Here is a 21524-nt window from a genome sequence, read left to right on the forward strand (position 1 = left end):
CACTGTTTCACCATACTAGGGAGGTAATAAATTGAATTTATTACTTAATACATTAGGTTTCTTTGTATTTTTATTTACCTTGATCGTATTGTTCATTTTTGTAATCAAATTAATGATTTTCTTTTTTAAACAGAAAAACTTCCCTAAAAAAACACTAACAGCACTATTGGCAGGTTTAGTCCTGTTTTTTGGGATATTTATATATATCCAATATTTTTTTACGTTTGGTACTTTAGATAAAAAAAATACGCAACAGGTGCCCGAATCTGTCTCATCTCCTACAGGGGAATATACAGCGCACGCTTATTATGAACCATATGGTGGTGCAGGCCCAAGTGGTGGTGTTCATGTATGGATAGAAATTTTAAATAATAAAGCTCACACAAACAAAATCGTCTATTATGCAGAGGCTAAAAGTCAATTTTCGATGAATTGGCTAGACGAAGAAAAATTATCCATTATTAATAAAGAGCCTAATTATACCAATTCAAATAGAAGTATAGTATTAAGTATTGATAAAGAAATTTATCATGAAAATGGCTTGGCTTGTCAAAGTTTGTTGATGAAAGATGAATATGAAAAGTGTTATCAAAATTAAAACGGTTAAGTTACTGTGCTGAATCATTATGTTGAAACGACTGACTTTGAGCACTACTAATACAAACAGCTTCATGCATTTGGAACAATAAAAAATCAGGCTTTGCTCGCCTGATTTTTTACTGTTCATTCACTTAAATGTATTAAAGTAATTTAACCTGATAGGAAAAAATATCCGTTGTATCGCCTTTCATGGCAAATACGCCTTGTTCGACGAGCGTTAGCAAGCGATACTCTACAAAATCATTTCCTACATAATGGACAAATGTTTCAAATGTCTGTGCCACAATATGCGTGGGCATTAGCCACTCTTCATTTTGCTGTATATGCAAATTTTTTGCACTGGCGATAATGTATGCATCCATTGCATCTTCCTCTACATGCAATAGTTCACTTTTCCATAACCGTAATGTACTTGGCTGTTCTTTGATGTTTTCCCATTCCTTAGCGAGTTGCTGACATTCTTGCACAGAGAATCGCTTTGCACTAGGGCGAAGCTTCATTAGCATTTCTGAGGAAAGCTCGCCTGTATGGCGAATGTCTAGATTGGGGTGAATACTCTTCAGACCCTCCGTAGCATCAATTCCATACACCATACTGCATTTATGAATTAACTCACTCATTACATAGCGCAATCCTATTTGTTCATGTGTGTTGTGACTATACCAAATCCACACATCCACATCACAGGGTAAATTAGCAATTTTCTTCTTCCAGTTTTCATACATCTCATCATACAATTGCTGGTCATCATTGTCTAAAATATGCGCGGCTAACCAAGCTTTACGTTCTTCAAAGTTTTGAAGAGGTCCAATCGAGAGATCATCATGGACACTTAGAACTGATTCATTTCGCTGCAAACGATGTTGACGGATTGCGAGTTTCATAGAACCCTGAGTTGCTAAGCTAAAGGTGATATGTAAAATAGACATGTCCATTCCTCCCTACTGTTTACTGATGGCAATCTGTATCCCGATAAATGTGAATAGGATACCTTGAATTGTATTTAGTCGTTTAGCAATCGCAGGTTTACCAATAATGACTTGTCTAACTTTCCCTGCAAATATGCTAAACAATGAAAATAATACAAGTGCTTGTATTAAAAATACAATACCCAAAATAAGCATTTGAAACGCCACATGTCCTTGCGATGGATTAACAAACTGTGGTAAAAGCGCTAGGAAAAATAACGATACTTTAGGATTTAAAATATTCATTAATATTCCTTTTTTATATAATTTGATATAAGCTTGCGTATTTTGCTGTTGCAACGTAAAGGGGTCCCCCTTAGCACGAAATGATTGCCAAGCTAGATACAATAAATACGCTGCTCCTGCAAATTTGACGATTGAAAAAATAATGGTCGATTGATAAATTATCGCAGAAATACCGAGTACTGCGGCACTAATATGAACAAGTAGTCCTGTACACAATCCAAGTGATGTGGCAATACCCGCTTTTTTATCTTGTGTAATACTTTGGGCAAGCACAAATAAATTATCGGGCCCTGGCATAATGGTTAAAATAATCGCAGCCCCTAAAAACGCAAATAACGTTGAGATTTCCAAAACTTTCCCTTCCTTCAACTTCTTTTAAAAAACTATTTACATTATACTACATGACGTTGTTCTCACTAGATGTAAGTTTATGACTTTATCCAAAACTTTTTTAAATTTCGGTTTCACAATTTATGCTCGCTCAAGCGATACTTTTCTTCCCTAATCCATTATAATAGTAGAAACTCATGATAAAACAGATAACTTCCATAAGAGGTGATTGATAATGGCAGTAAGTGATATTGTCACGCAATATGAGGATGAGCATGGACAGGTTTACTATAAAATGAAATCCCATGACATTGAGGTGAAGGCTACACAAAACGCAGGCTTAGCACCTGTCATCACGTATTGGATGGCTGACAAAGAGATTACGGATTCCATTCGAAATTTACGCTTCAGTCCACGTGCTCCATCTAGCTATATTCAAGATTACGAAGAATTTCAAGCAATGCTTTATGCGAAAGAGCAACGAGCCATTAACCAGTTATATGAACAAATGAGCATCAAACCCAAAAATATGTCATCTGGGAAACAGGTCATTTGGAGCTTCTTTGTCATTGTGTTGGCGATGCTTCCCCTTTTCATTGCTATTTGGTGGTTTAAATAATCGAATAATTGGCCTTTTCATCATTTTAACGCATCCCTTTCTTAATTTATCAAAACTTTCAAGTAATTTACCCATTCAGCTTGACAGACTTATAGAAGTAGTGCATCCTTTAGTCAATAGATGAGAAAACGAACGAAGACCAGTAGTTAGCCACTGCTTGAAAAGAGAGCGATGCCCATCGGCTGCAAGGCATTGTACAAGGAAGACTAATGAAACCTACTTTGTGAAACGTCCTAGCCAAACTAGGCGCAGTCTCTAGCGTTATGAGAAAAGTGGAATGTCGCATGATATTCAATGTAGGTGGTACCACGGAAGGCAAGTCTTTTCGTCCTAATTTTTAGGATGAAAAGGCTTTTTTTATCTTGATTCAGCAATGATGGAGGTCGTGAGATGGAGAGAAAAAGAATTGTTGTTAAGATTGGCAGTAGCTCTTTAACGAATGCAAAGGGTGAAATCGATAAAGTTCGCTTAATGGACCATGTGCAGGCAATCGCCGAGTTGAAGAAATTGGGGCATGAAGTTTTGCTTGTGTCGTCTGGTGCCGTAGCGGCGGGTTTTAAACAACTCGGCTACCCTGCTCGTCCTGTGACAGTGAAGGGTAAGCAGGCAGCTGCTGCTGTAGGACAGAGCCTACTCATTCAAACGTACAGTGCTTTGTTTAGTATTTATGATATCATGCCTGCCCAGATATTATTGACACGAACAGATTTTTCTAAAAAAGAATGCTATAAAAATGCCTATGCGACTTTCGAGGAGTTATTAGAACGATCCATGCTACCGATTATTAATGAAAACGATACAGTGTCTATTAGTGAATTAACCTTTGGAGATAACGATATGCTTTCAGCACTCGTCAGTGGACTTGTTCACGCCGATCAGCTCATCATTTTAACAGATATCAATGGCCTTTATAATGCCAATCCCAATAAAAACCCACAGGCAGAGCGCATTGATCGATTAGCTGCCATTACGGATGACTTGCTAAGCTTTGCGGATGGTACAGGATCAAAGGTTGGCACAGGAGGCATGGCCTCAAAGCTTCTGGCAGCACGAACAGCGCTACGTGCAGGGGTGAAGGTATTTATCGGTACAGGTCATGGTGCACAGAAGCTCGTCGAAATTTTAGCAGGACATGGTGATGGCACTTATGTGGGGCATGATGAGCTCGCTGTGTTAACAAATCATAAACAGTGGATTGCACTCACGGAAATTTCTGGTAAAATTTTTATAGACAGTGGTGCAGAACAGGCTTTAATGAATAATGGTAAAAGTCTATTACCTGCTGGCGTCTATCGTGTAGAAGGTGAGTTTGTCAATGGTGATGTTGTAGAAGTCTATAGTGAGAAGGACTTACTAGGACGTGGCGAAGTACTGTACTCTTCCCAAGAGCTTCTCTCTGCCATGGGAAAACGGACTGATACATTGCTGAAAAGCCCTATTGAGGTAATTCACCGAGACAAATGGCTGAAAATTCAAACGAATTAAGGAGGAATGACAAATGACAAGTGAAATTCAAGAAAAAGGACAACGCGCAAAAGCCGCAAGCTATATGTTAAATATTAAAACTACCTGCGAGAAAAATGAGGCATTGAAAAAAATTGCAGAACAGCTATTAATCGATCAACATGACATTATGGCTGAAAATGCAAAGGATTTGGCACAAGGTGAGCAGCAAGGTATACCTGCATCTACGTTGGATCGTATCATGCTCAATGAAGAACGGATTGCGGCAATGGCCGACGCCATTCATTTACTCGTCTCCTTAAACGATCCAGTAGGTACAATTGTTGAACATATTGAAAAGGACAATGGGCTACGCATTGAAAAACGAATTGTGCCACTTGGTGTTATTGGTATGATCTATGAAGCTCGACCAAATGTGACGATCGATGCAGCAACACTATCTCTAAAAACGGGCAATGCAGTTATTTTGCGCGGAAGCTCCTCCGCTAAGTTTTCTAATATGGCTCTTGTCGCAAGTATTCATCGCGCGCTTGCTAAAACTTCTATCCCTACCGATGCTGTTCAATTAATTGAGGATACAAACCGCGAAACAGCCAAAGAACTATTCCATTTAAAAGAGTACTTAGATGTGCTCATTCCTCGTGGGGGCAAAGCCCTGATTGATTTAGTTGTCAATGAGGCGACTGTTCCTGTACTCGAAACAGGTGCAGGCAACTGTCACATTTACGTGGATGAAATGGCGGATTACATAAAAGCAGAAAAAATCTGTCTGAATGCTAAAACACAGCGTCCTTCTGTTTGTAATGCAGCAGAAAGCTTACTCATTCATCAGGCTTGGTTTAAAGAACACGGCGTCCAGCTTTTAACGTCACTCCACAATGCAGGTGTAACCATCATCGGTGATGAGCAAGTATGTCAGCAATTTGAAGCTGCCCTTCCAGCTACAGCGGATGATTATGCGACAGAGTACCTTGATTTAAAAATAAGCGTTAAATTGGTGGAAAATGTCTATGAAGCGATTGAGCATATTCAATACTTTGGAACGAATCATTCTGAGGCCATCATTACAGAGGATCAATTAACCGCCGAGACGTTCTTAAACAATGTCGATGCAGCAGCAGTGTATCATAATGCCTCCACCCGCTTCACGGACGGCTTTGAATTTGGCTATGGTGCAGAAATCGGTATTAGTACACAAAAGCTACATGCCCGTGGACCAATGGGCTTGCCTGCATTAACATCAACAAAATATGTTATTCATGGCAACGGCCAAATTCGTGAATAGTTGTATACGTATAGCTTAATAAAATAATAGAAGGAAGGTTTCGTATGAACATCTCAGCAATCATTAAACTAACAGTCTCCATGGCACTGTTTGGTTCCATCGGCTTTTTTACCGTTCACACTGGTGTTCCCGCTACAGAGCTTGTCTTTGTTAGATGCATTTGCGCAACCCTCTTTCTAGGTGGTATGTGGCTCATCACTGGTGGACATAAAACAGAGGTATGGGATAAGAAAGAAATTTTTCAAACGCTTATTTGCGGTGTCTTTATTGTGTTAAACTGGGTATTTTTATTTAAAGCCTTTGAGGAAATGTCCATTTCAATTGCCATTTCCATCTATAATTTAGCCCCCATATTTGTGTTAATTTTAGGCGCTATCTTTTTGAAGGAAAAAATGACCATTCAGGCACTTGTCGCAACAATCACTTGCTTTATCGGTAGTATTTTTATCATCGGTCTCAATAATTTTGTGTCGTTCTCAGAATTTATGCAATCTGGCTTTATCTGGGCATTACTGTCAGCAGTATTTTATGCCCTTACAATGCTAACAAGCAAAACCATCACGAAGCTTAGCTCGTATGCGTTAACCTATATTCAAACAACAGTTGGAATCGTGATACTACTGCCTTTTATCGACTTCTCGCTGTTTGATGGATTAACGTCAACCAATTGGTTTTATATACTCGGCACAGGCTTTATTCATACAGGATTTGTTTACTATTTATTTTTTGATAGTATTCGTAGCCTGTCTACGATTCTTGTCTCTGTATTGGTTTTTGTCGACCCTGTTGTCGCCATTTTACTGGATATGCTATTGCTTGATTTTATGCCAAGCTTTACGCAAACGATGGGGATCCTTCTCATTTTCGCTGGTATTTTTTATACCATTTATGTTCCTAAGAAAAAGCGACTACCACAGGAGGTCTCATAATGGGCAAGCTCTTCACAATTGGAGAATTATTAGTTGACTTTACACCGACACAGCAGCACGGCTCCCTAGCCAACATTGAGCATTTTACTAAACATGCAGGAGGAGCACCTGCCAATGTAGCCGCTGTCTGTGCAAAGCTAGGACAGCAGGCGGCCCTTCTTACACAAGTCGGTCAGGATGCCTTTGGTGACTTCCTAATCAAAACGTTGCAGCAAGCAGGTGTAGATACACAGTTTATTCGTCAATCAACGGATGGTGAAACAAGTCTTGCCTTTGTTTCATTAAATGAACATGGCGAACGAGATTTTCAATTTTATCGCCGGCATGCTGCAGATCTCTTATACAAACAGGAATACCTCCCCTCGCAGCTATTAACAGCGCACGATATCGTTCACTTTTGCTCTGTTAATCTTGTAGAGAGTCCTATGAAACAAGCACATCTTGCCCTTATTGAACAGGCACATCAAGCAGGAAGCCTTATATCCTTCGATCCGAATGTGCGCCTTCCTTTATGGCAGGATAAGACGGCGTGTTGTGAAACCATTTTAGCCTTTTTACCAAAAGCCCATATTGTCAAGCTTTCAGAGGAAGAACTGTTGTTTTTAACAACTCTAGAAGATGAACAGGAAGCTGTTCAAACGTTATTCAAGGGATATGTAGAAGTTATCATCATTACACATGGTGCTGCTGGGGCTACCTTATATACGAAAAAGCATCATATGAAGGCTCCTGCTAACAAGGTACAAACCGTTGATACAACTGGGGCTGGTGATGCTTTTATTGGCGCGATTTTAAGTCAATTTCTTCATCATCAACTAACAGTAGATCAAGTGGTAGCTCATTGTGAACAGTATGCAATGTCTCTGCTATCTTTTGCAAACGGATATGCGGGCATTTCAACAACAAAGCATGGGGCAATTCCATCCTATCCTGTACTTTCATTAGATATGAATCTAGGATAAATCGAAACTTTTTGTCCTTATTGTTCGTATGTACTAGTGACAGGTCATTAAAGGAGGGCTTATATGGAATTGATGACAAAAAAACGCACAGCAGCATTTTTAATCGATACAGCTGTTTCAACGGCTGTCACGTTTGGGGTTGAATACCTCCTACGAAAAAAAGTAAAAAATGAGGCTGTTCATGCACTCGTTACGCCAACTGTAGTATTGTGGGCGCTAGAATATGCACAACTCCGTAAAAACGGACAAACGATTGGCTACAAAGCAATGGGATTAGCACTCGAAAATGAAGATGGTCGTCCATTATCAGCAGGTCAAATTATTAAACGCATGGCATATCGAGATACTATCAGTACGTTCGATTATCTAAAAGATCGCCAAGCCTTCGAGCAGCAGCACGGTCAACGTCTTCCTCATGATAGCTTTGCAGGTACGGTTGTAAAGCAAAAATAAATAAAAGCTGCCTTATGTTTGGGCAGCTTTCTTTAATTGGCGCATTTTGCTAAAGTGATAATCCGACTGAACCATTACAGAAGGTAGCATGGCATTATCCTTCAATATAAGCGTCTTTCGAGAAGTACACTAATCTTTGGAAATAAACGGCTGTATATCATCCGATAAAAGCGCGTTTTCTGACGGAAACCAAAAATAAGTAGTCCCATCAAATTGTATGCCATATTGAAAAGCAATGGCATCGTCTGTATATAGGAGTATATCATAACGTTTCGTATCTCCATTTGGCTCAAAGGATGGGTCTAGTTTACTGTTGGCTAAAATTGCCTTTATATTTTCCATGTCAGACTGATCTGTATAGCTAGCCGTTTTCCGATCGCCTTCTTCCATAGATGCGTAAAATTCTATTTTCTTCACTTCTTCTAATGGAACCTGATCAAAATTCCGTCGCGGCGCAGCTTCATCTCTTATCATATAAATTCGATAGCCATTAATAACCGACTGATCTTCTACCGCAATGGTATCGTCAAGACCCTTTATCGCATAAAGCTTTGTCCCCTTCTCGTGGAAGGCTGCATCGCCATCCTTAAAACGATAGGAAGTTCTTTTGATATGATCAGCTACTTTAAAATCAACTTCCCCTATTTCCTTATCAATGAATGAACGATCGGCTAACGCTACTTCATATACAGCTTCATATTGCTTACCATCCCATTTGATTAAATCAACCCATTCGATGATGACTTGACTACCGCAAGCAGTCAGTAACAAACACATGGTACAAAGGCATATCCATTTCTTCAACAACATCCCCCCTTTAAGCAGTAGACCCAAGCAACGATTAAAAAGTTACAAAGTATTATGCTAAGTCTGGCATGTTCTATCATCGTGTGATTTTCATCTGCTACCAGTATTTCTTCATTAAAATATGGGGAATGCCACAATCCATAAATTCTTCACCTTCACGCTGATAGCCTAATTTTTCATAAAAGCCTTCTGCATAGGACTGGGCATTTAATTTTGCCTTTGTTAGCCCTTTATCTCGTGCAATTTGCTCTAGGCCCGCAATAACTTCCTTACCAAGGCCAAATTTGCGGTATTCTTCTAATATACAAATACGCTCCAATTTGCCATAGCCCTCTACAACTCGTAGTCTACCTGTTCCAACCGGTTGCTCATTGTAATACACCAAAATATGATCGCATGGAGCATCTAGTGCATCAAATTCATCATATTCTTCTTCCTCAGGGACTTGCTGCTCTTCAATAAAAACGCTCCGTCTAAAATCAAATGCTGTTTGTAATTCTGCTTCCGTTGTTACTTTTTTTATATTCATTACTATTCCTCCTAGTTTCTCCTGAATCATCTTCTCTAGGTGCAATTTCACTTTGAAGATGATAGTATTAGTATAGAATGATTTTTATTGCAATTACAACAAAAATCTCAGGAGGATCGAACATGAAAGAAATCTTACGTGAAATAGGTGCCATTGCACGGGCATTAGACTCCATAAGCAATATTGAATTCAAGGAATTGGATTTGACGAAGGGGCAATATTTATATGTCATCCGTATTTGTGAAAATCCAGGTATTATTCAAGAGAAAGTCGCAGAGCTATTGAAGGTAGACCGCACAACGGCTTCACGAGCTATTCAAAAATTGGAGACTAAAGGCTTTATTGAAAAACGAATTGAACAAGGGAATAAGAAAAATAAATTACTTTTTCCTACAGCTAAAAGCATGGACATCTATCCTTTTTTAAAACGGGAGGGCGAATATTCCAATGCCCGTGCGCTTGAGGGGTTTTCCAATGAGGAGATTAACAGCATTCACAGTCTACTAACACGTGTGTTGCATAACATCGAAATTGACTGGGAAGAGGTGAAGAAAGGGCATAAACGACAGTATTAAAGGCGATTCCTCGTGTTTTTTGCACATTTGGAATCGCCTCAGGCTAGACGTTGGCTGCAAATACTCTTTTTAATACAGCAACCATAAACTCAAAGTCCTCGTCTGTACAGCAAAGCGGTGGACTTAACGTAATGATATTATTGAAGCCTTCGACTGTATCACCATTTCTTCCAACAATTAAGCCATTTGCTTGACAATCAGCCATGATTTTCGCTATTAGCTCGGGCTTGGCAGGTGTTTGAGATTGTTTATCTTCGACCAGCTCGATGCCAATGAGTAGCCCAAGCCCACGAATATCGCCAACGAAGGGCAGCTCTAATAGGTCTTGCAAATCATGTAGGAATTGAATACCCAAATCTCTTGCTCGCTGCACAAGTCCTTCCTCTTCCATGATTTTTATATTTTCTAAGGCCACTGCACAAGCTGCTGGATTGCCCCCAAATGTATTGATATGGCGAAAATGACTATAGCCGTCCGTCTCTTTAAATTTTTCATAAATGTCTTTACGTATAGCTGTAATGGATAGTGGTAGGTAGGCACTCGTTAATCCTTTCGCCATGGTAATAACATCTGGTCGAATATCAAAATGCTGATGGCCAAATAGCTTACCTGTCCGTCCGAAGCCACATATGACCTCATCCATGATGAGTAATACCCCATGCTTTCTACAAATGCGCTCGACTTCTTTGACATATGTAGGATGTGGGATCAGCACTCCACCACCCGTGATGAGTGGCTCCATAATGACAGCCGCAATGGTTTCTTTTTGCTCCCAAATAATCTTTTCTTCCATTTCTCGGGCAAGTGCTAGGCTGTATGTCTCAATTGACTGCCCTTTTGGACGACGATAGTGATCAGGTGGAGCAACATGTAAGAAGCCTGGTGTCAGCGGCTCGTACTTAAATTTACGTAATGCCTGACCTGTAGCTGCTAATGCCCCAAGTGAACTGCCATGATAGCCCCGATAGCGAGCAATGATTTTATAGCGGTTCCCTTCCCCATTTTGTTGATGGTATTGACGTATTAACTTAAACGCCACTTCATTCGCATCTGAGCCACTATTGGAATAAAACATCATATAGTCATCATCAAGTAGGCTGTTAATTTTTTCAGCGAGCCTAATAGCAGGTTCATGGCTTTGTGTTAAAGGAGCATAGCAAAGCTTTTTTAGCTGCTCATACGCAACCTTGGCAAGACGCTCACGCCCATACCCTACATTCACTGCCCATAAGCCTGACATACCATCTAAAAAGCGATTGCCTAAACTATCTGTAATCCACGCCCCTTCTCCCTGTTCAATAATGGGAGGTGCTTTGTCGTTATAGATAGACATGTGATGCCAAATGTTTTCATGATCTTTTTGCTGTAAAGTATGTGTAAACTGATCGTTTCGCTCCATATCATGACCTCCAATCGTGTATCATCGGTGTCTTTTTGTCTATCACCATTTTCCCTATTAAGCTAGTTAATATTGAAATTTTCTGATTTCTCTAACATAATGAAATAGACATTGTACATTCGAAGGGCAGGTGCTAATTGATGTCGAAACATCCTCTACTCGTACGTGATGTCCTCAAGCGCAAGCATTTTGAATCGGCGAAACTTATTGCAGGGCAGCACGGCCTAGATCGCCAAGTATTGTGGACACATATATTAGAAATTAAAGATTTTGAAACCTTAATCAATGGTGGTGAATTAATTTTAACCACGGGTGTCGGTTTACAGCTAGAACGAGAAACACAAATAGCCTACTTACAAAACCTTATTCGTAATGAGGCAGCTGGTCTTTGTATCGAAATTGGCGACTATTTTGACCATGTTCCCGTAGAATTGATTGCCATGGCAAATGCCCATCATTTCCCTATCATCATCTTTGAAGAAATTGTACGATTTATTGATATTACGCAAGATTTGCACACGTACATAATTAATCAACACCAGCAGGCACTTACACAGCTAGATACACTATCCAAAACTTTTATGGAATTATCATTAATGCCAAATGGTATTTTAAAAATATTACAAGTGCTCCATCAAGATACAAATGCTCCCTTTCTATTTGTTTCAGAAGATACAAAAAGCTTTTATTATCCTATGGAGGCTAAAAAATATTTACGTGTCATGGAGGAGCATTGTCAGCAGTTAGAACTACAAGAGCCCTTGCACCTTCTATCCTTGGGTAAAGACCATTTTGTCATTATTCCTGTTAATGGACTTGGACAAGTGTGGGGCTATTTATGTATGCATTCTGAACTGCCAAAGCAGAGTGATTACACCTTGTTAAATCTTGAACGAGCAACTATGTCAATTGCCCATATTTTAATGCGTAACCGCATGCTTCAGGAGCGACAGCAAAGCCGGGAAGATGAATTCATACTAGCCTTAATTCAAGGTCAGCCAGTAGATATTCAATACTACCAAAGCTATTTACCAATCGAAAGTCGTAATTTATTTTACCGAGTCGTCGTGTTCAATCTACATGATGAAGCCAATACTGTACCTGAAGAAGAATGGCAGGAAATCCAGCTACAAAATGCCATGTATGTTCGTTCGATCCTGAAAAAGCTTGGATTTTTCCCTACTGTTTCAGTAAGACAGCACGAGATAATTATTTTAGCCTTTTTCATTGCCGCAGATTATATGAAAGACAATCGCGACGCTTTTGATCAAGCAATTTCACAAATCATTGCAAGAAAAGCAGCACAATTTTTTGAGCAACTTACCCTTAGCTGTGGTATTAGCAATGTCTATCAAACGATCGAAAGTGTTCATCTGGGCTATAAGGAAGCCAAATCAGCCATCCAAATGCAGCATCATCAATTGACGAGCTCCATCTATTATAAGGATTTAGGTGTTTATCGATTGTTATTACAGCAGGATCAAACAGCTCTCCTACAATTTGTAAAAGATTATTTACAGGAAATTTTAGTATTAGATCAAAAAAGTAGCCATGATTTATTTCAAACATTAGCTGTTTATCTGTCCTGTAATGGAGCTAAAAATGATACAGCAGAACAGCTGTTTATTGTCCGTCAAACACTTTACAAACGAATAGAACGATTAGAAAGTATACTAGGTGCTGATTTTTTACAAGCTCCCCATCGCCTCAATATTGAGATGGCTGTTAAGGCCTATGAACTGTTGCAAAAGACAGCACCTGATCTATTACGATTTTGAACGTGGGTCCATAAAATCTCGTAAAGCATTACTGAGCATATATAAGCCTAAAACGAGAATCGTAATGGCTCCCCCAGGGGCATACGTATACCAAGGGGCACCGATTAAATAGGCTTGTGAATCTTTTAACATTCTACCCCAGCTAGGGTTTGGTGGCTGTACCCCAAGCCCTAAATAGCTCAGTGCTGCCTCGGCTAACATTGCTGTCGCAAAAGTCACGGTTGCTGCCACAATAATTTGCGACGAAATGTTTGGCAAAATATGACGAAACATGATGCTATAAGGCTTAACACCAATTAATTTCGCTGCCAGCACATATTCCGAGTCACGTTGTTGCACAAAGCCACTGCGGGCAATCCTCGCAATAGCAGGTATCGCGATAATCCCCAGCGCTATCGCTGTATTCGTTATTCCTGGGCCGAATACTGCTACAAGCATTAATGCTAAGATGATTCCTGGAAAGGCCATTAAAGCGTCCATCGTACGCATAAATATTTCATCGATCCAGCCACCAACATAGCCTGCAATTCCGCCTATGAGAATACCAAATATCGTTCCAATCGCAACCGTTAATAGACCCACGGCAAAGGCTGTTTGTGTCCCCTTCATAATGCGACTAAAAATATCTCGCCCAAATTCATCTGTTCCAAACATATAGGCACCACCTGGACCACGCAATTTTTCAGGTATATTCATCGCGTTGACATCATGGGGTGTATAAAAAAAGCTAACAATCATGACGAGCAGAAAGCCAACAATGACGAGGAGACCAATGACTAAATTGATTTTTTTAGTATAGCGCTGTAATTGTTTCATGGTAGTCACCTCTTAACGTAATCGAATTCTAGGGTCCAACACAGAATATAAAACATCGACGATAAAATTAATCATGACGACAGCTACTGTAATATACATAACGATCCCTTGTACGAGTGGAAAATCACGATTACTGATAGCCGTAATCAATAACTGACCAATCCCTGGCAATGAAAACACCTGCTCCACAATAATCGTTCCTGCCACAACCTCCGCCATAATCAACCCAAAAACCGTCAATATCGGAATCATGGAATTTTTCAAAACATGCTTATACATTACATTTTGTTCAGACATCCCTTTACTGCGTATCGTACGGACATAATCGAGCTGGACCTGCTCCAAAATGGCTGTACGAACATAACGAAAATTCACCGCAATTTGTGGAATCGCAATCGTTAAGGCTGGAAGTATTAGGGTACTGAGCGCCCCTGCTACACTTTGTGTCCAAGGTATATAGCCACTTATTTTAAAGAAGCTGAACTGTAGGCCAATGTAAAGAATAAGCATCATCCCTAGCCAAAAGGAAGGCACTGCCATACCGATCTGGGTTACAGTCGATAATGACACATCACTTAATTTATTTTGTCTTCTTGCTGCAAACATCCCTAAAGGTAATGAGATGATTAAGACAATGATAAGGGTGAGTCCTGCTAATGACATGGTGACAGGAAGTCGATCAAATAGTAATTCTTTTACTGGCATGGAAAATCGAATGGAATTCCCTAATTGCCCTGTCAATAAGCCCTTCATCCAATCCACATATTGTTCATAAAGAGGACGATCCAAGCCAAGCTCAGATCGTAAATTTTCAATTTGAGTGGGATCCGCCTCTGTTCCTAGCATTGTGCGAACTGGATCACCAGGTAAAATTTGAAAAACACCAAATGTAATAATGGATACTAGAAGGATGGTTGTTATTAACAGGATGATTCGACGTAGGATATACATCATAAGCACTCATCCCTTTCTAGTTTGAAAACTTGACCTCTGACATATCGTGGAACCAGAATGGATAGCTCTTGAGCCCCGTCACCTGTTTGTCAGATCCCCAAACGATTTGATAATCCGCAATATACACTGCTGTTGCCTGCTCAGCTAATATTTCCTGTGCACGATGATAGTACTCTATTTGCTTGGCTTGGTCGGTTTCCTTTAAAACATCAGCCATAATTTTGTCGTATTCTTCATTTTTAAATAAGAAGAAGTTTTCACTATCGTTTGTAGAAATGTAATCATTCAACACTTCAAAAGCAGATGCACGACCTGTTAAGTCAATCGTTGTCATTGCATAGTCACGGCCAAAGTAAACGCGATCTAGCCAAATTCCCCATTCCACTACTTCAATTTCTACATCAATTCCGATTTCTTGCAAATTAGCTACGACAATTTGTGCAATATTTGAGTAAATATCATTGTGTGAAGACACTGTAATTTTTGTTTTAAAGCCATCCGGATATCCTGCTTCTGCTAATAACGCCTTCGCTTTTTCCACATCTCGCTCATACATGCTTTCTAAGCCCTTCTTTTGGAAATCGCCCATCGCTGGACTCATATTAGAGCCAAGTGGCACAGCATAGCCTGCAAACACAGAGTCAATAATATCGGCTTTACTAATTGCGTAATTGATTGCTTGACGAACCTTCACATTGTCAAATGGTGCCTTTGTTTCGTTAAATGTAACAATAAGAGAAGAGTTATTATTTTGGTGTGATAAATTATAGCTTCCCTCTACCTCGCTCACACGGTGCCAAGGAACACTCGTTAAATCAACTTCGTTTGCCATTAAGCTCATAATGGCTGCCTGATCATCTGATTGGAAGGCAAAGGTTACTTTATTCAAATAAGGTAATCCTTCTTGCCAATACTGTTCATTTTTCTTAAGCTCTAAATTTGTACCTGGTGCATATTTCACAAAGGCAAATGGACCTGTACCAATTGGATTTTCATTATGCTTCCCATCATTGCTCTTTGGAATAATAGCTGATTGTCTGCCTGTTAATGAATACAAGAAATTTGAATTTGGCTCTTTTAGCTTAATCACAAATGTACTTGCATCAGGCGCCTCTGTAGATGCTACATTATCAAAGCTATTGGACATTTTTTCTCCACCATTTTTCCCCATTAAACGGTCAAAGGAATATTGAATATCCTCCATCGTTAAATCATCACCATTATGAAACTTCACACCTTGGCGAATTTTAAACGTATAGGTTAAGCCGTCCTCAGAAATTTCATAGCTTTCAGCAAGTCCCTCTTTTAAGGAGCCATCCGTTTCAGGAGCCATTAGCCCCTCAAAGATATTTAGAATCATTTGATACGAAATGGACGCTGTCGCTTTATGTGGATCTAAAAAATCTGGATCATCATTCACACGAACAACAATTTCCTGTGGAACATCTGTTGCCGTTTGACCATCTGTAGTACCTGAAGTAGTCGTCGTTTTCTCTCCATCACTTGAACAAGCTGCCATAACGATTGCCATCAACACTGTTAGTAGTAACAATCCGCTTTTCTTCCATTGCATGGCTGTTCCCCCTTTTCCTAAATGCTTTTCTTTTGAATGCTTGTATAACTTTCAACATCCGCCAATTGCTCAGCGGCTTTAATGCCAGCTAGAATCGCTTCCTCCATCACCTTTGTCGCTAGCTGCCCTAAATAATCAAGTGCATAGCATTGATCTCCTGTACCGAGTACAAAAATCGTATCGCCATCCAGCATCGTATGAACAGGATAAATCGTGCGTGCTAAGGCATTTTGCGTAAGCTGCGCAATCTTTTTAGCCTCTGCCTTCGTTAGCTTGGCATTCACTGCCACAACACCAATGGTTGTATTGGTACCCGCTAAAGCCTCTGATTGCGCATGCTCCTCTAGATAGGCACAGCAATCCACCCATTGACCAGAATGCTTATCTCTTGCTCCAGCTAAAATTTGCCTTGTTGTAGGGTCCTTGACATCTCCTACTGCATTGACAGCCACGATAGCACCTGCTACAAGACCATCTTTCCCCGCATAGGAAGCACTACCAAGCCCACCCTTCATTGCAAATTCTGGACCAGCTAATTTGCCTACAGTTGCTCCGTAGCCTGCGCCTACATTGCCGTTTGGAAATGAGCCAACTTGTGCCGCTTGTGCCGCTTCATAGCCCATAAGTGCTGTAGGTCGTGCATGCGGATCACCGATAAACAAGTCAAAGAGTACTGCACTTGGTACAATCGGTATTTTCGCTACCCCTGCATCGACCCCAATCCCTTGCTCCTCTAAAAATTGCATGACGCCTGTAGCAGCATCTAACCCAAACGCACTACCCCCAGCTAAACAAATGGCATGGACCCGGTCAATTTCATTGATGGGATCTAACGCATCAGTTTCACGAGTACCTGGTGCAGAGCCTCGAACATCCACTCCACAAACAGCTCCGTTTTCCACTACTAGCGCCGTACAGCCTGTGATGCCCTCCTTATTCTCGCGATGTCCTACCTTAACACCTGGCACATCCGTTATATTGCCAAACATTCTTCACACCTCACTTTTTAAATAATTATAATTTTCTGATTTTTTGTCATATAAAAAACAGGCAACTCGTTGATGATCATTTTCATTGAGAAGCTGCGGTCTCTCCTGATGGCATCTTTCCATCACATACGGGCAACGTGTATGAAAGACACAGCCAACAGGTGGATTCATTGGACTTGGTAACTCGCCCTGTAAAAGTATTTCTTGTTTGGGCTCATCAAAATTAACAACGGGTATTGCAGATAGTAATGCTTGTGTGTAGGGATGTAACGCATTGGCATATAGCTCCTTCTTTGTCCCAACCTCCACTACTCTCCCTAAATACAGCACTGCCACACGGTCACTAATATGTTTCACAACGCTTAAATCATGTGAAATAAATAAATAGGTTAATTGAAATTCATCCTGTAAATCCATCATGAGATTGAGCACTTGTGATTGCACCGACACATCCAGTGCTGAAACGGGCTCATCAGCAATTATGAATTCTGGATGAATCGCTAATGCCCGTGCAATCCCAATACGCTGCCGCTGCCCACCAGAAAATTCATGGGGAAACTTATGCATGGCATCCTCAGGTAGCCCTACCTTTTGTAATAGCTCCTTCACACGCTCTTTGCGTTGCTCCTTCGTCAATGTTAGTTGCAGCTTCATCGGTTCTTCGATTATAGAACCGATTCGCATCCGCGGATTGAGAGAGGCAAAGGGATCTTGAAAAATCATTTGCATTTGATTGCGATAACTTTGTAGCTTATTCCCCTTTAAATGCTGGATGGGTTGTCCTTTATACAACACTTCTCCTGCTGTTGGTTCAACAAGCTTTAAAATTGTTCGCCCAAAGGTGGACTTTCCTGAGCCTGATTCGCCAACAATACCAAGTGTTTCCCCTCTATAAATCTCAATCGAAATATCATCAACCGCTTTAATGACCTTTTTCTCTTCCTTCATCGACTTACGCTTCACAGGAAAGTAGGCTTTTAAATGATTAATTTCCAACAAAACTTCTTTCTCCGTCATGAGCCAGCTCTCCTTTCTCCGTGAATAAATGACAGCGTACCTTATGTGCTTCTTGAATATGATAAACAGCAGGTTGCTCCTGATGACAATGTGCCAGCGCATGAGGACAACGTGGCGCAAAGCGACAGCCGTCAGGTAATGCATATGCTGGTGGCACTGTACCAGGAATCGATGGTAGCCTTTTGACATCTGTTTCAAGGCTTGGCATCGTCTTTAAAAGTGCTGTTGTATAAGGATGCTGTGGATTTAAAAAGAGCTCTCTTACTGGGGCTTCCTCGACAATCTGTCCTGCATACATCACCATAACGCGGTCTGCTGTCTCTGCAACAACGCTCATATCATGGGTAATGAATAAAATGGCCGATCGATGCTCTTCCTTCATTTTTAGCATCAGCTTTAAAATCTGTGCCTGAACCGTGACATCAAGTGCAGTAGTTGGCTCATCCGCAATCAATAGCTGCGGATTATTAGACATTGCGATCGCAATCATAACGCGTTGTCGCATCCCGCCTGATAGTTGGTGAGGATATTCCGCAATGACCTTTTCTGCATTCGCAATCCCGACTTCTTTTAAAAGCTGTAGCGCTTTATTCCATGCCTCTTTTTTCGATACCTTTTGGTGTCTTCGTATGCCTTCAATCATTTGATTGCCAATCGTAAAAACGGGATCTAAAGAGGTCATAGGCTCTTGAAAAATCATACTAATTTCATTGCCTCGAATACGGCTCATTTCTTTATTTTTATAGGTAAGTAGATTTTTACCGTTTAAAGTGATAGAGCCTGTCGTAATTTCTCCTGGAGGTATAGGTAGCAACCGCATAATGGCTAAGGATGTAATACTTTTGCCACTTCCCGATTCACCGACCAGTGCAACGGTTTCTCCTTTATGAATAGTAAAATTCACATCTTCAACTACTTTTGCCTCTTTCCCATTCTTTAAATGGAATTTAATTGATAAGTGATTGACCTCTAAAAGTACATCTTTTTCTTTTGGCTGTTCCATATGCGTCCCTCCATCTCAGTGTTGATTAGGTGGTGCATAGCGTATAGCGATATTTTTCATTTGCGTATAGTTTCGCAGTGCAACAAAGCCCTTCTCTCGACCAATTCCGCTTTTTTTATAGCCTCCAAATGGCATTTGAATGCCTCCAGCAGCCCCATAATTATTGACAAATACTTGGCCAGCCTGCACACGACTTGCCACATAATGAGCCGTATCGATATTTTGTGACCAAATGCCCGCCACTAGGCCATAGTCCGTACTATTAGCTAATGTGATGGCCTCCTCTACAGTGGAAAATGTCAAGACGGTTAACACTGGACCAAAAATTTCCTCCTGAGCTAATGGATCATTTGGATCGACACCATCAAGTATAGTTGGCTGAACATAAAAGCCTTTCTCATAGCCTGCCAATGTCAATGGTTCCCCACCTGTCACAACATAGCCATCTACCTTTGCTTGCTGTAATAATGCAGTGATTTTTTTATATTGTTGTTCATTCAGTAATGGTCCCATCTCCATATCTGCTTCACCTGGTCCTACTTGGATCGCTTGGAATCTTTGCGCTAATCGTGAAATGAAGGAGTCTTTTATACGTTCCTCAATGAGTAAACGTGCCCCTGCTGAACAAGTTTGACCAGCATTTTGGATAATCGCACGTACGACTCCCTCTAATGCCTGCTCCATGTTAGCATCCGCAAAAACAATATTAGGAGATTTACCACCAAGCTCTAATGTCACAGGCACAACATTTTCTGCAGCCGCCTTCATCACCGCAATTCCTGTCGGAACAGAACCTGTAAACGTAATATGATTAATATCGGGATGTGAGGTTAAATAAGGACCAACCTCTCGTCCCAAGCCCGTAATATGCTGGAAAATCCCTTTCGGCAACTTATCGGCGAACCATTCTGCAATGGCATGCGTTGTTAGCGGTGTATCCTCCGCACTTTTCACAATGACTGCATTACCAGTTGCTATAGCGGCTGCTACACTTCTTGCCGTAATTTGAATCGGATAATTCCATGGCACAATATGTACCGTAATGCCCACTGGTTCTAGCACTACTGCATTTAATAGCCCATCCTCAATCGGAATTGTATCTCCCATCACCTTATCCGCTGCACCGCCATAAAATTCAAAATAGCGAGCCGCTGATTCAATATCTGCTCTTGCCTGTGATAAGGGCTTTCCTACATCCCGACATTCTAGTAAACTCCATTCCTCTGCATGCTTACGAATATAATGAGCAAATTCGATCAATAGCTGCCCACGTTCATAGGCTTTCCATTGACGCCAGTCCTCTCGCTCAAAGGCTACACGAGCTGCACGTACTGCTTCTTCTACATGTTCTTTACTCGCGTTGCTAATTTGTGCAATCACTTCACCTGTTGAGGGATTCTTAACATCGAGGTATGCCTGTGCATTACCGTGGACCCACTCACCATCTATCAACATAGGAATTTTTTTCATTGTACCCCTCCTATAATCCACGGCCACCATCTACATGTAATGTCGTTCCTGTGACCATGCTTGCTGCATCTGAGAGTAAATAATTAACAGCTCCTGCTATATCCGCTGGCTTCACTAATCGTCCTAATGGCACTGATTGCACAAAGACACTTTGCTTCGTCTGCTCTACGTCTGCACCCTGTGTGGCAAATTGACCAAGCATTTGTGTGTCTGCTGGTCCTGGATGAATTGTATTAACCCGAATTTGACTAGATGCTAGTTCAATTGCCAGTCCTCTCGTAAAGCTCTCTGCTGCACCCTTTGACGCAATATAAGCCTGTAAGCCTGGTCTTGGTCGCACTGCTGAAATGGAGGCAATTGTAATAATAGAACCCCTTTGCTGTTTTTTCATAAAAGGGACAACTGCCTTTGTCGTGATAAATAAACTTTTCACATTAACATCCATTAAACGATTCCATTCATCCATTGTGACCTCTTCAATCGGTGTAGCTGACTGGGCAATTCCCAGTGCATTAACAAGACCATCTATTCTGCCATACTTATCAAAAACCTGCTGACAGATGTCTTGCACACGTTCCTCCTGTAATACATTGACCTCAAAGCATTGAAGGGCATCCTGTGCAATATCTGATAAGGCATCTATGGATAGATCAAGTCCAACAACTCGATTGCCCTGCTTTAATTGCTCTTGAATAATAGCCTTTCCCATACCGCCTCCTGCACCAGTAACCACAATCACCTTTTGCTCAACTGACATG

General features: G+C 40.7%; 22 protein-coding genes. 9 read left to right on the forward strand and 13 right to left on the reverse strand.

All coding sequences use genetic code 11. From position 1 onward, the window contains the following. The first annotated feature begins 31 nt into the window (after positions 1 to 31). A complete protein-coding gene (locus V1L66_RS14590; protein ID WP_333005766.1) occupies positions 32 to 598 on the forward strand; it encodes a DUF5412 family protein in 567 nt (188 codons plus the stop codon). A 142-nt stretch (positions 599 to 740) separates the two neighbouring features. Here V1L66_RS14590 and V1L66_RS14595 read toward each other — a convergent pair whose 3' ends face one another. Both V1L66_RS14595 and V1L66_RS14600 read right to left on the reverse strand, forming a co-directional pair. Continuing rightward, a complete protein-coding gene (locus tag V1L66_RS14595; protein ID WP_333005767.1) occupies positions 741 to 1529 on the reverse strand; it encodes a DUF1835 domain-containing protein in 789 nt (262 codons plus the stop codon). A gap of 12 nt (positions 1530 to 1541) precedes the next feature. Then, the gene (locus V1L66_RS14600) at positions 1542 to 2165 is read right to left on the reverse strand and encodes a LysE family translocator (protein WP_016994376.1); all 624 of its coding nucleotides are present in this window, start codon (positions 2163 to 2165) and stop codon (positions 1542 to 1544) included. Between the two features lie 214 nt (positions 2166 to 2379). On the opposite strand from V1L66_RS14600, the gene V1L66_RS14605 reads away from it, so the two are divergent. The 6 genes from V1L66_RS14605 to V1L66_RS14630 all read left to right on the forward strand — a co-directional run bounded on the left by V1L66_RS14605 (position 2380) and on the right by V1L66_RS14630 (position 7856). Beyond that, positions 2380 to 2763 carry a hypothetical protein gene (locus tag V1L66_RS14605; protein ID WP_004229554.1) on the forward strand — a complete coding sequence of 128 codons (384 nt, stop codon included), beginning with the start codon at positions 2380 to 2382 and terminating at the stop codon, positions 2761 to 2763. 390 nt (positions 2764 to 3153) lie between these two features. After that, a complete protein-coding gene (gene proB, locus V1L66_RS14610) occupies positions 3154 to 4248 on the forward strand; it encodes a glutamate 5-kinase (protein WP_333005768.1) in 1095 nt (364 codons plus the stop codon). Between the two features lie 13 nt (positions 4249 to 4261). Then, the gene (locus V1L66_RS14615) at positions 4262 to 5512 is read left to right on the forward strand and encodes a glutamate-5-semialdehyde dehydrogenase (protein ID WP_333005769.1); all 1251 of its coding nucleotides are present in this window, start codon (positions 4262 to 4264) and stop codon (positions 5510 to 5512) included. A 44-nt stretch (positions 5513 to 5556) separates the two neighbouring features. Next, the gene (locus tag V1L66_RS14620; protein WP_004229564.1) at positions 5557 to 6441 is read left to right on the forward strand and encodes a DMT family transporter; all 885 of its coding nucleotides are present in this window, start codon (positions 5557 to 5559) and stop codon (positions 6439 to 6441) included. Continuing rightward, a complete protein-coding gene (locus tag V1L66_RS14625) occupies positions 6441 to 7403 on the forward strand; it encodes a carbohydrate kinase (protein ID WP_279494563.1) in 963 nt (320 codons plus the stop codon). Before V1L66_RS14620 ends, V1L66_RS14625 begins: the two co-directional genes overlap by 1 nt. A gap of 63 nt (positions 7404 to 7466) precedes the next feature. Further along, positions 7467 to 7856 carry an RDD family protein gene (locus V1L66_RS14630; RefSeq protein WP_036076345.1) on the forward strand — a complete coding sequence of 130 codons (390 nt, stop codon included), beginning with the start codon at positions 7467 to 7469 and terminating at the stop codon, positions 7854 to 7856. A 129-nt stretch (positions 7857 to 7985) separates the two neighbouring features. Here V1L66_RS14630 and V1L66_RS14635 read toward each other — a convergent pair whose 3' ends face one another. Then, positions 7986 to 8660 (reverse strand): hypothetical protein, encoded by a 675-nt coding sequence (locus V1L66_RS14635; protein ID WP_333005770.1) that lies wholly within the window; start codon positions 8658 to 8660, stop codon positions 7986 to 7988. Positions 8661 to 8760: 100 nt separating this feature from the next. Further along, positions 8761 to 9192 carry a GNAT family N-acetyltransferase gene (locus V1L66_RS14640; RefSeq protein WP_333005771.1) on the reverse strand — a complete coding sequence of 144 codons (432 nt, stop codon included), beginning with the start codon at positions 9190 to 9192 and terminating at the stop codon, positions 8761 to 8763. A gap of 122 nt (positions 9193 to 9314) precedes the next feature. Between V1L66_RS14640 and V1L66_RS14645 the strand changes: the two genes are divergently transcribed. Further along, a complete protein-coding gene (locus tag V1L66_RS14645; protein WP_016994368.1) occupies positions 9315 to 9767 on the forward strand; it encodes a MarR family winged helix-turn-helix transcriptional regulator in 453 nt (150 codons plus the stop codon). Positions 9768 to 9810: 43 nt separating this feature from the next. On the opposite strand, the gene V1L66_RS14650 is transcribed toward V1L66_RS14645, so the two are convergent. Then, entirely contained in the window at positions 9811 to 11166 is a 1356-nt protein-coding gene (locus V1L66_RS14650; RefSeq protein ID WP_016994367.1) for an aspartate aminotransferase family protein, read from the reverse strand. A 140-nt stretch (positions 11167 to 11306) separates the two neighbouring features. Between V1L66_RS14650 and V1L66_RS14655 the strand changes: the two genes are divergently transcribed. After that, on the forward strand, positions 11307 to 12944 hold the full coding sequence (locus tag V1L66_RS14655) for a PucR family transcriptional regulator (RefSeq protein ID WP_004229580.1): 1638 nt from the start codon (positions 11307 to 11309) through the stop codon (positions 12942 to 12944). On the opposite strand, the gene V1L66_RS14660 is transcribed toward V1L66_RS14655, so the two are convergent. The 8 genes from V1L66_RS14660 to V1L66_RS14695 are packed head-to-tail and all read right to left on the reverse strand — an operon-like array spanning position 12933 to position 21523. After that, entirely contained in the window at positions 12933 to 13760 is an 828-nt protein-coding gene (locus V1L66_RS14660) for an ABC transporter permease (protein WP_103117800.1), read from the reverse strand. The two genes, V1L66_RS14655 and V1L66_RS14660, sit on opposite strands and share 12 nt — an antisense overlap. 12 nt (positions 13761 to 13772) lie before the next feature. Further along, a complete protein-coding gene (locus V1L66_RS14665) occupies positions 13773 to 14714 on the reverse strand; it encodes an ABC transporter permease (protein ID WP_009374228.1) in 942 nt (313 codons plus the stop codon). Positions 14715 to 14730: 16 nt separating this feature from the next. After that, complete coding sequence (locus V1L66_RS14670; RefSeq protein ID WP_036076341.1) at positions 14731 to 16287, reverse strand: ABC transporter substrate-binding protein; 1557 nt, start codon at positions 16285 to 16287, stop codon at positions 14731 to 14733. A gap of 17 nt (positions 16288 to 16304) precedes the next feature. Further along, a complete protein-coding gene (locus tag V1L66_RS14675) occupies positions 16305 to 17276 on the reverse strand; it encodes a P1 family peptidase (RefSeq protein WP_333005772.1) in 972 nt (323 codons plus the stop codon). A 3-nt stretch (positions 17277 to 17279) separates the two neighbouring features. Then, complete coding sequence (locus tag V1L66_RS14680) at positions 17280 to 18293, reverse strand: dipeptide ABC transporter ATP-binding protein (protein WP_333005773.1); 1014 nt, start codon at positions 18291 to 18293, stop codon at positions 17280 to 17282. Further along, positions 18262 to 19296 (reverse strand): ABC transporter ATP-binding protein, encoded by a 1035-nt coding sequence (locus V1L66_RS14685; protein WP_016994360.1) that lies wholly within the window; start codon positions 19294 to 19296, stop codon positions 18262 to 18264. Before V1L66_RS14685 ends, V1L66_RS14680 begins: the two co-directional genes overlap by 32 nt. Before the next feature lie 15 nt (positions 19297 to 19311). Then, positions 19312 to 20766, reverse strand: coding sequence for an aldehyde dehydrogenase family protein (locus V1L66_RS14690; protein ID WP_333005774.1), 1455 nt, complete (start codon positions 20764 to 20766; stop codon positions 19312 to 19314). 10 nt (positions 20767 to 20776) lie between these two features. Beyond that, positions 20777 to 21523: a glucose 1-dehydrogenase gene (locus V1L66_RS14695; RefSeq protein WP_333005775.1), complete on the reverse strand. Its 747-nt coding sequence runs from the start codon at positions 21521 to 21523 to the stop codon at positions 20777 to 20779. Position 21524 lies beyond the last annotated feature (1 nt).

This window comes from Lysinibacillus sp. IITD104, assembly GCF_036698265.2.
GTDB classification, from domain to species: Bacteria; Bacillota; Bacilli; order Bacillales_A; family Planococcaceae; genus Lysinibacillus; species Lysinibacillus boronitolerans.

What these genes read in the sequence shown, in the direction of transcription:
- V1L66_RS14605 (WP_004229554.1), top strand. Translation starts at nt 2,380, where the DNA reads ATGGCAGTAAGTGATATTGTCACGCAATATGAGGATGAGCATGGACAG.
- V1L66_RS14655 (WP_004229580.1), top strand. Translation starts at nt 11,307, where the DNA reads ATGTCGAAACATCCTCTACTCGTACGTGATGTCCTCAAGCGCAAGCAT.
- V1L66_RS14670 (WP_036076341.1), bottom strand. Translation starts at nt 16,287, where the DNA reads ATGCAATGGAAGAAAAGCGGATTGTTACTACTAACAGTGTTGATGGCA.
- V1L66_RS14650 (WP_016994367.1), bottom strand. Translation starts at nt 11,166, where the DNA reads ATGGAGCGAAACGATCAGTTTACACATACTTTACAGCAAAAAGATCAT.
- V1L66_RS14645 (WP_016994368.1), top strand. Translation starts at nt 9,315, where the DNA reads ATGAAAGAAATCTTACGTGAAATAGGTGCCATTGCACGGGCATTAGAC.
- V1L66_RS14685 (WP_016994360.1), bottom strand. Translation starts at nt 19,296, where the DNA reads ATGGAACAGCCAAAAGAAAAAGATGTACTTTTAGAGGTCAATCACTTA.
- V1L66_RS14615 (WP_333005769.1), top strand. Translation starts at nt 4,262, where the DNA reads ATGACAAGTGAAATTCAAGAAAAAGGACAACGCGCAAAAGCCGCAAGC.
- V1L66_RS14680 (WP_333005773.1), bottom strand. Translation starts at nt 18,293, where the DNA reads ATGACGGAGAAAGAAGTTTTGTTGGAAATTAATCATTTAAAAGCCTAC.
- V1L66_RS14665 (WP_009374228.1), bottom strand. Translation starts at nt 14,714, where the DNA reads ATGATGTATATCCTACGTCGAATCATCCTGTTAATAACAACCATCCTT.
- V1L66_RS14630 (WP_036076345.1), top strand. Translation starts at nt 7,467, where the DNA reads ATGGAATTGATGACAAAAAAACGCACAGCAGCATTTTTAATCGATACA.
- V1L66_RS14675 (WP_333005772.1), bottom strand. Translation starts at nt 17,276, where the DNA reads ATGTTTGGCAATATAACGGATGTGCCAGGTGTTAAGGTAGGACATCGC.
- V1L66_RS14660 (WP_103117800.1), bottom strand. Translation starts at nt 13,760, where the DNA reads ATGAAACAATTACAGCGCTATACTAAAAAAATCAATTTAGTCATTGGT.
- V1L66_RS14595 (WP_333005767.1), bottom strand. Translation starts at nt 1,529, where the DNA reads ATGTCTATTTTACATATCACCTTTAGCTTAGCAACTCAGGGTTCTATG.
- proB (WP_333005768.1), top strand. Translation starts at nt 3,154, where the DNA reads ATGGAGAGAAAAAGAATTGTTGTTAAGATTGGCAGTAGCTCTTTAACG.
- V1L66_RS14625 (WP_279494563.1), top strand. Translation starts at nt 6,441, where the DNA reads ATGGGCAAGCTCTTCACAATTGGAGAATTATTAGTTGACTTTACACCG.
- V1L66_RS14695 (WP_333005775.1), bottom strand. Translation starts at nt 21,523, where the DNA reads ATGTCAGTTGAGCAAAAGGTGATTGTGGTTACTGGTGCAGGAGGCGGT.
- V1L66_RS14690 (WP_333005774.1), bottom strand. Translation starts at nt 20,766, where the DNA reads ATGAAAAAAATTCCTATGTTGATAGATGGTGAGTGGGTCCACGGTAAT.
- V1L66_RS14620 (WP_004229564.1), top strand. Translation starts at nt 5,557, where the DNA reads ATGAACATCTCAGCAATCATTAAACTAACAGTCTCCATGGCACTGTTT.
- V1L66_RS14640 (WP_333005771.1), bottom strand. Translation starts at nt 9,192, where the DNA reads ATGAATATAAAAAAAGTAACAACGGAAGCAGAATTACAAACAGCATTT.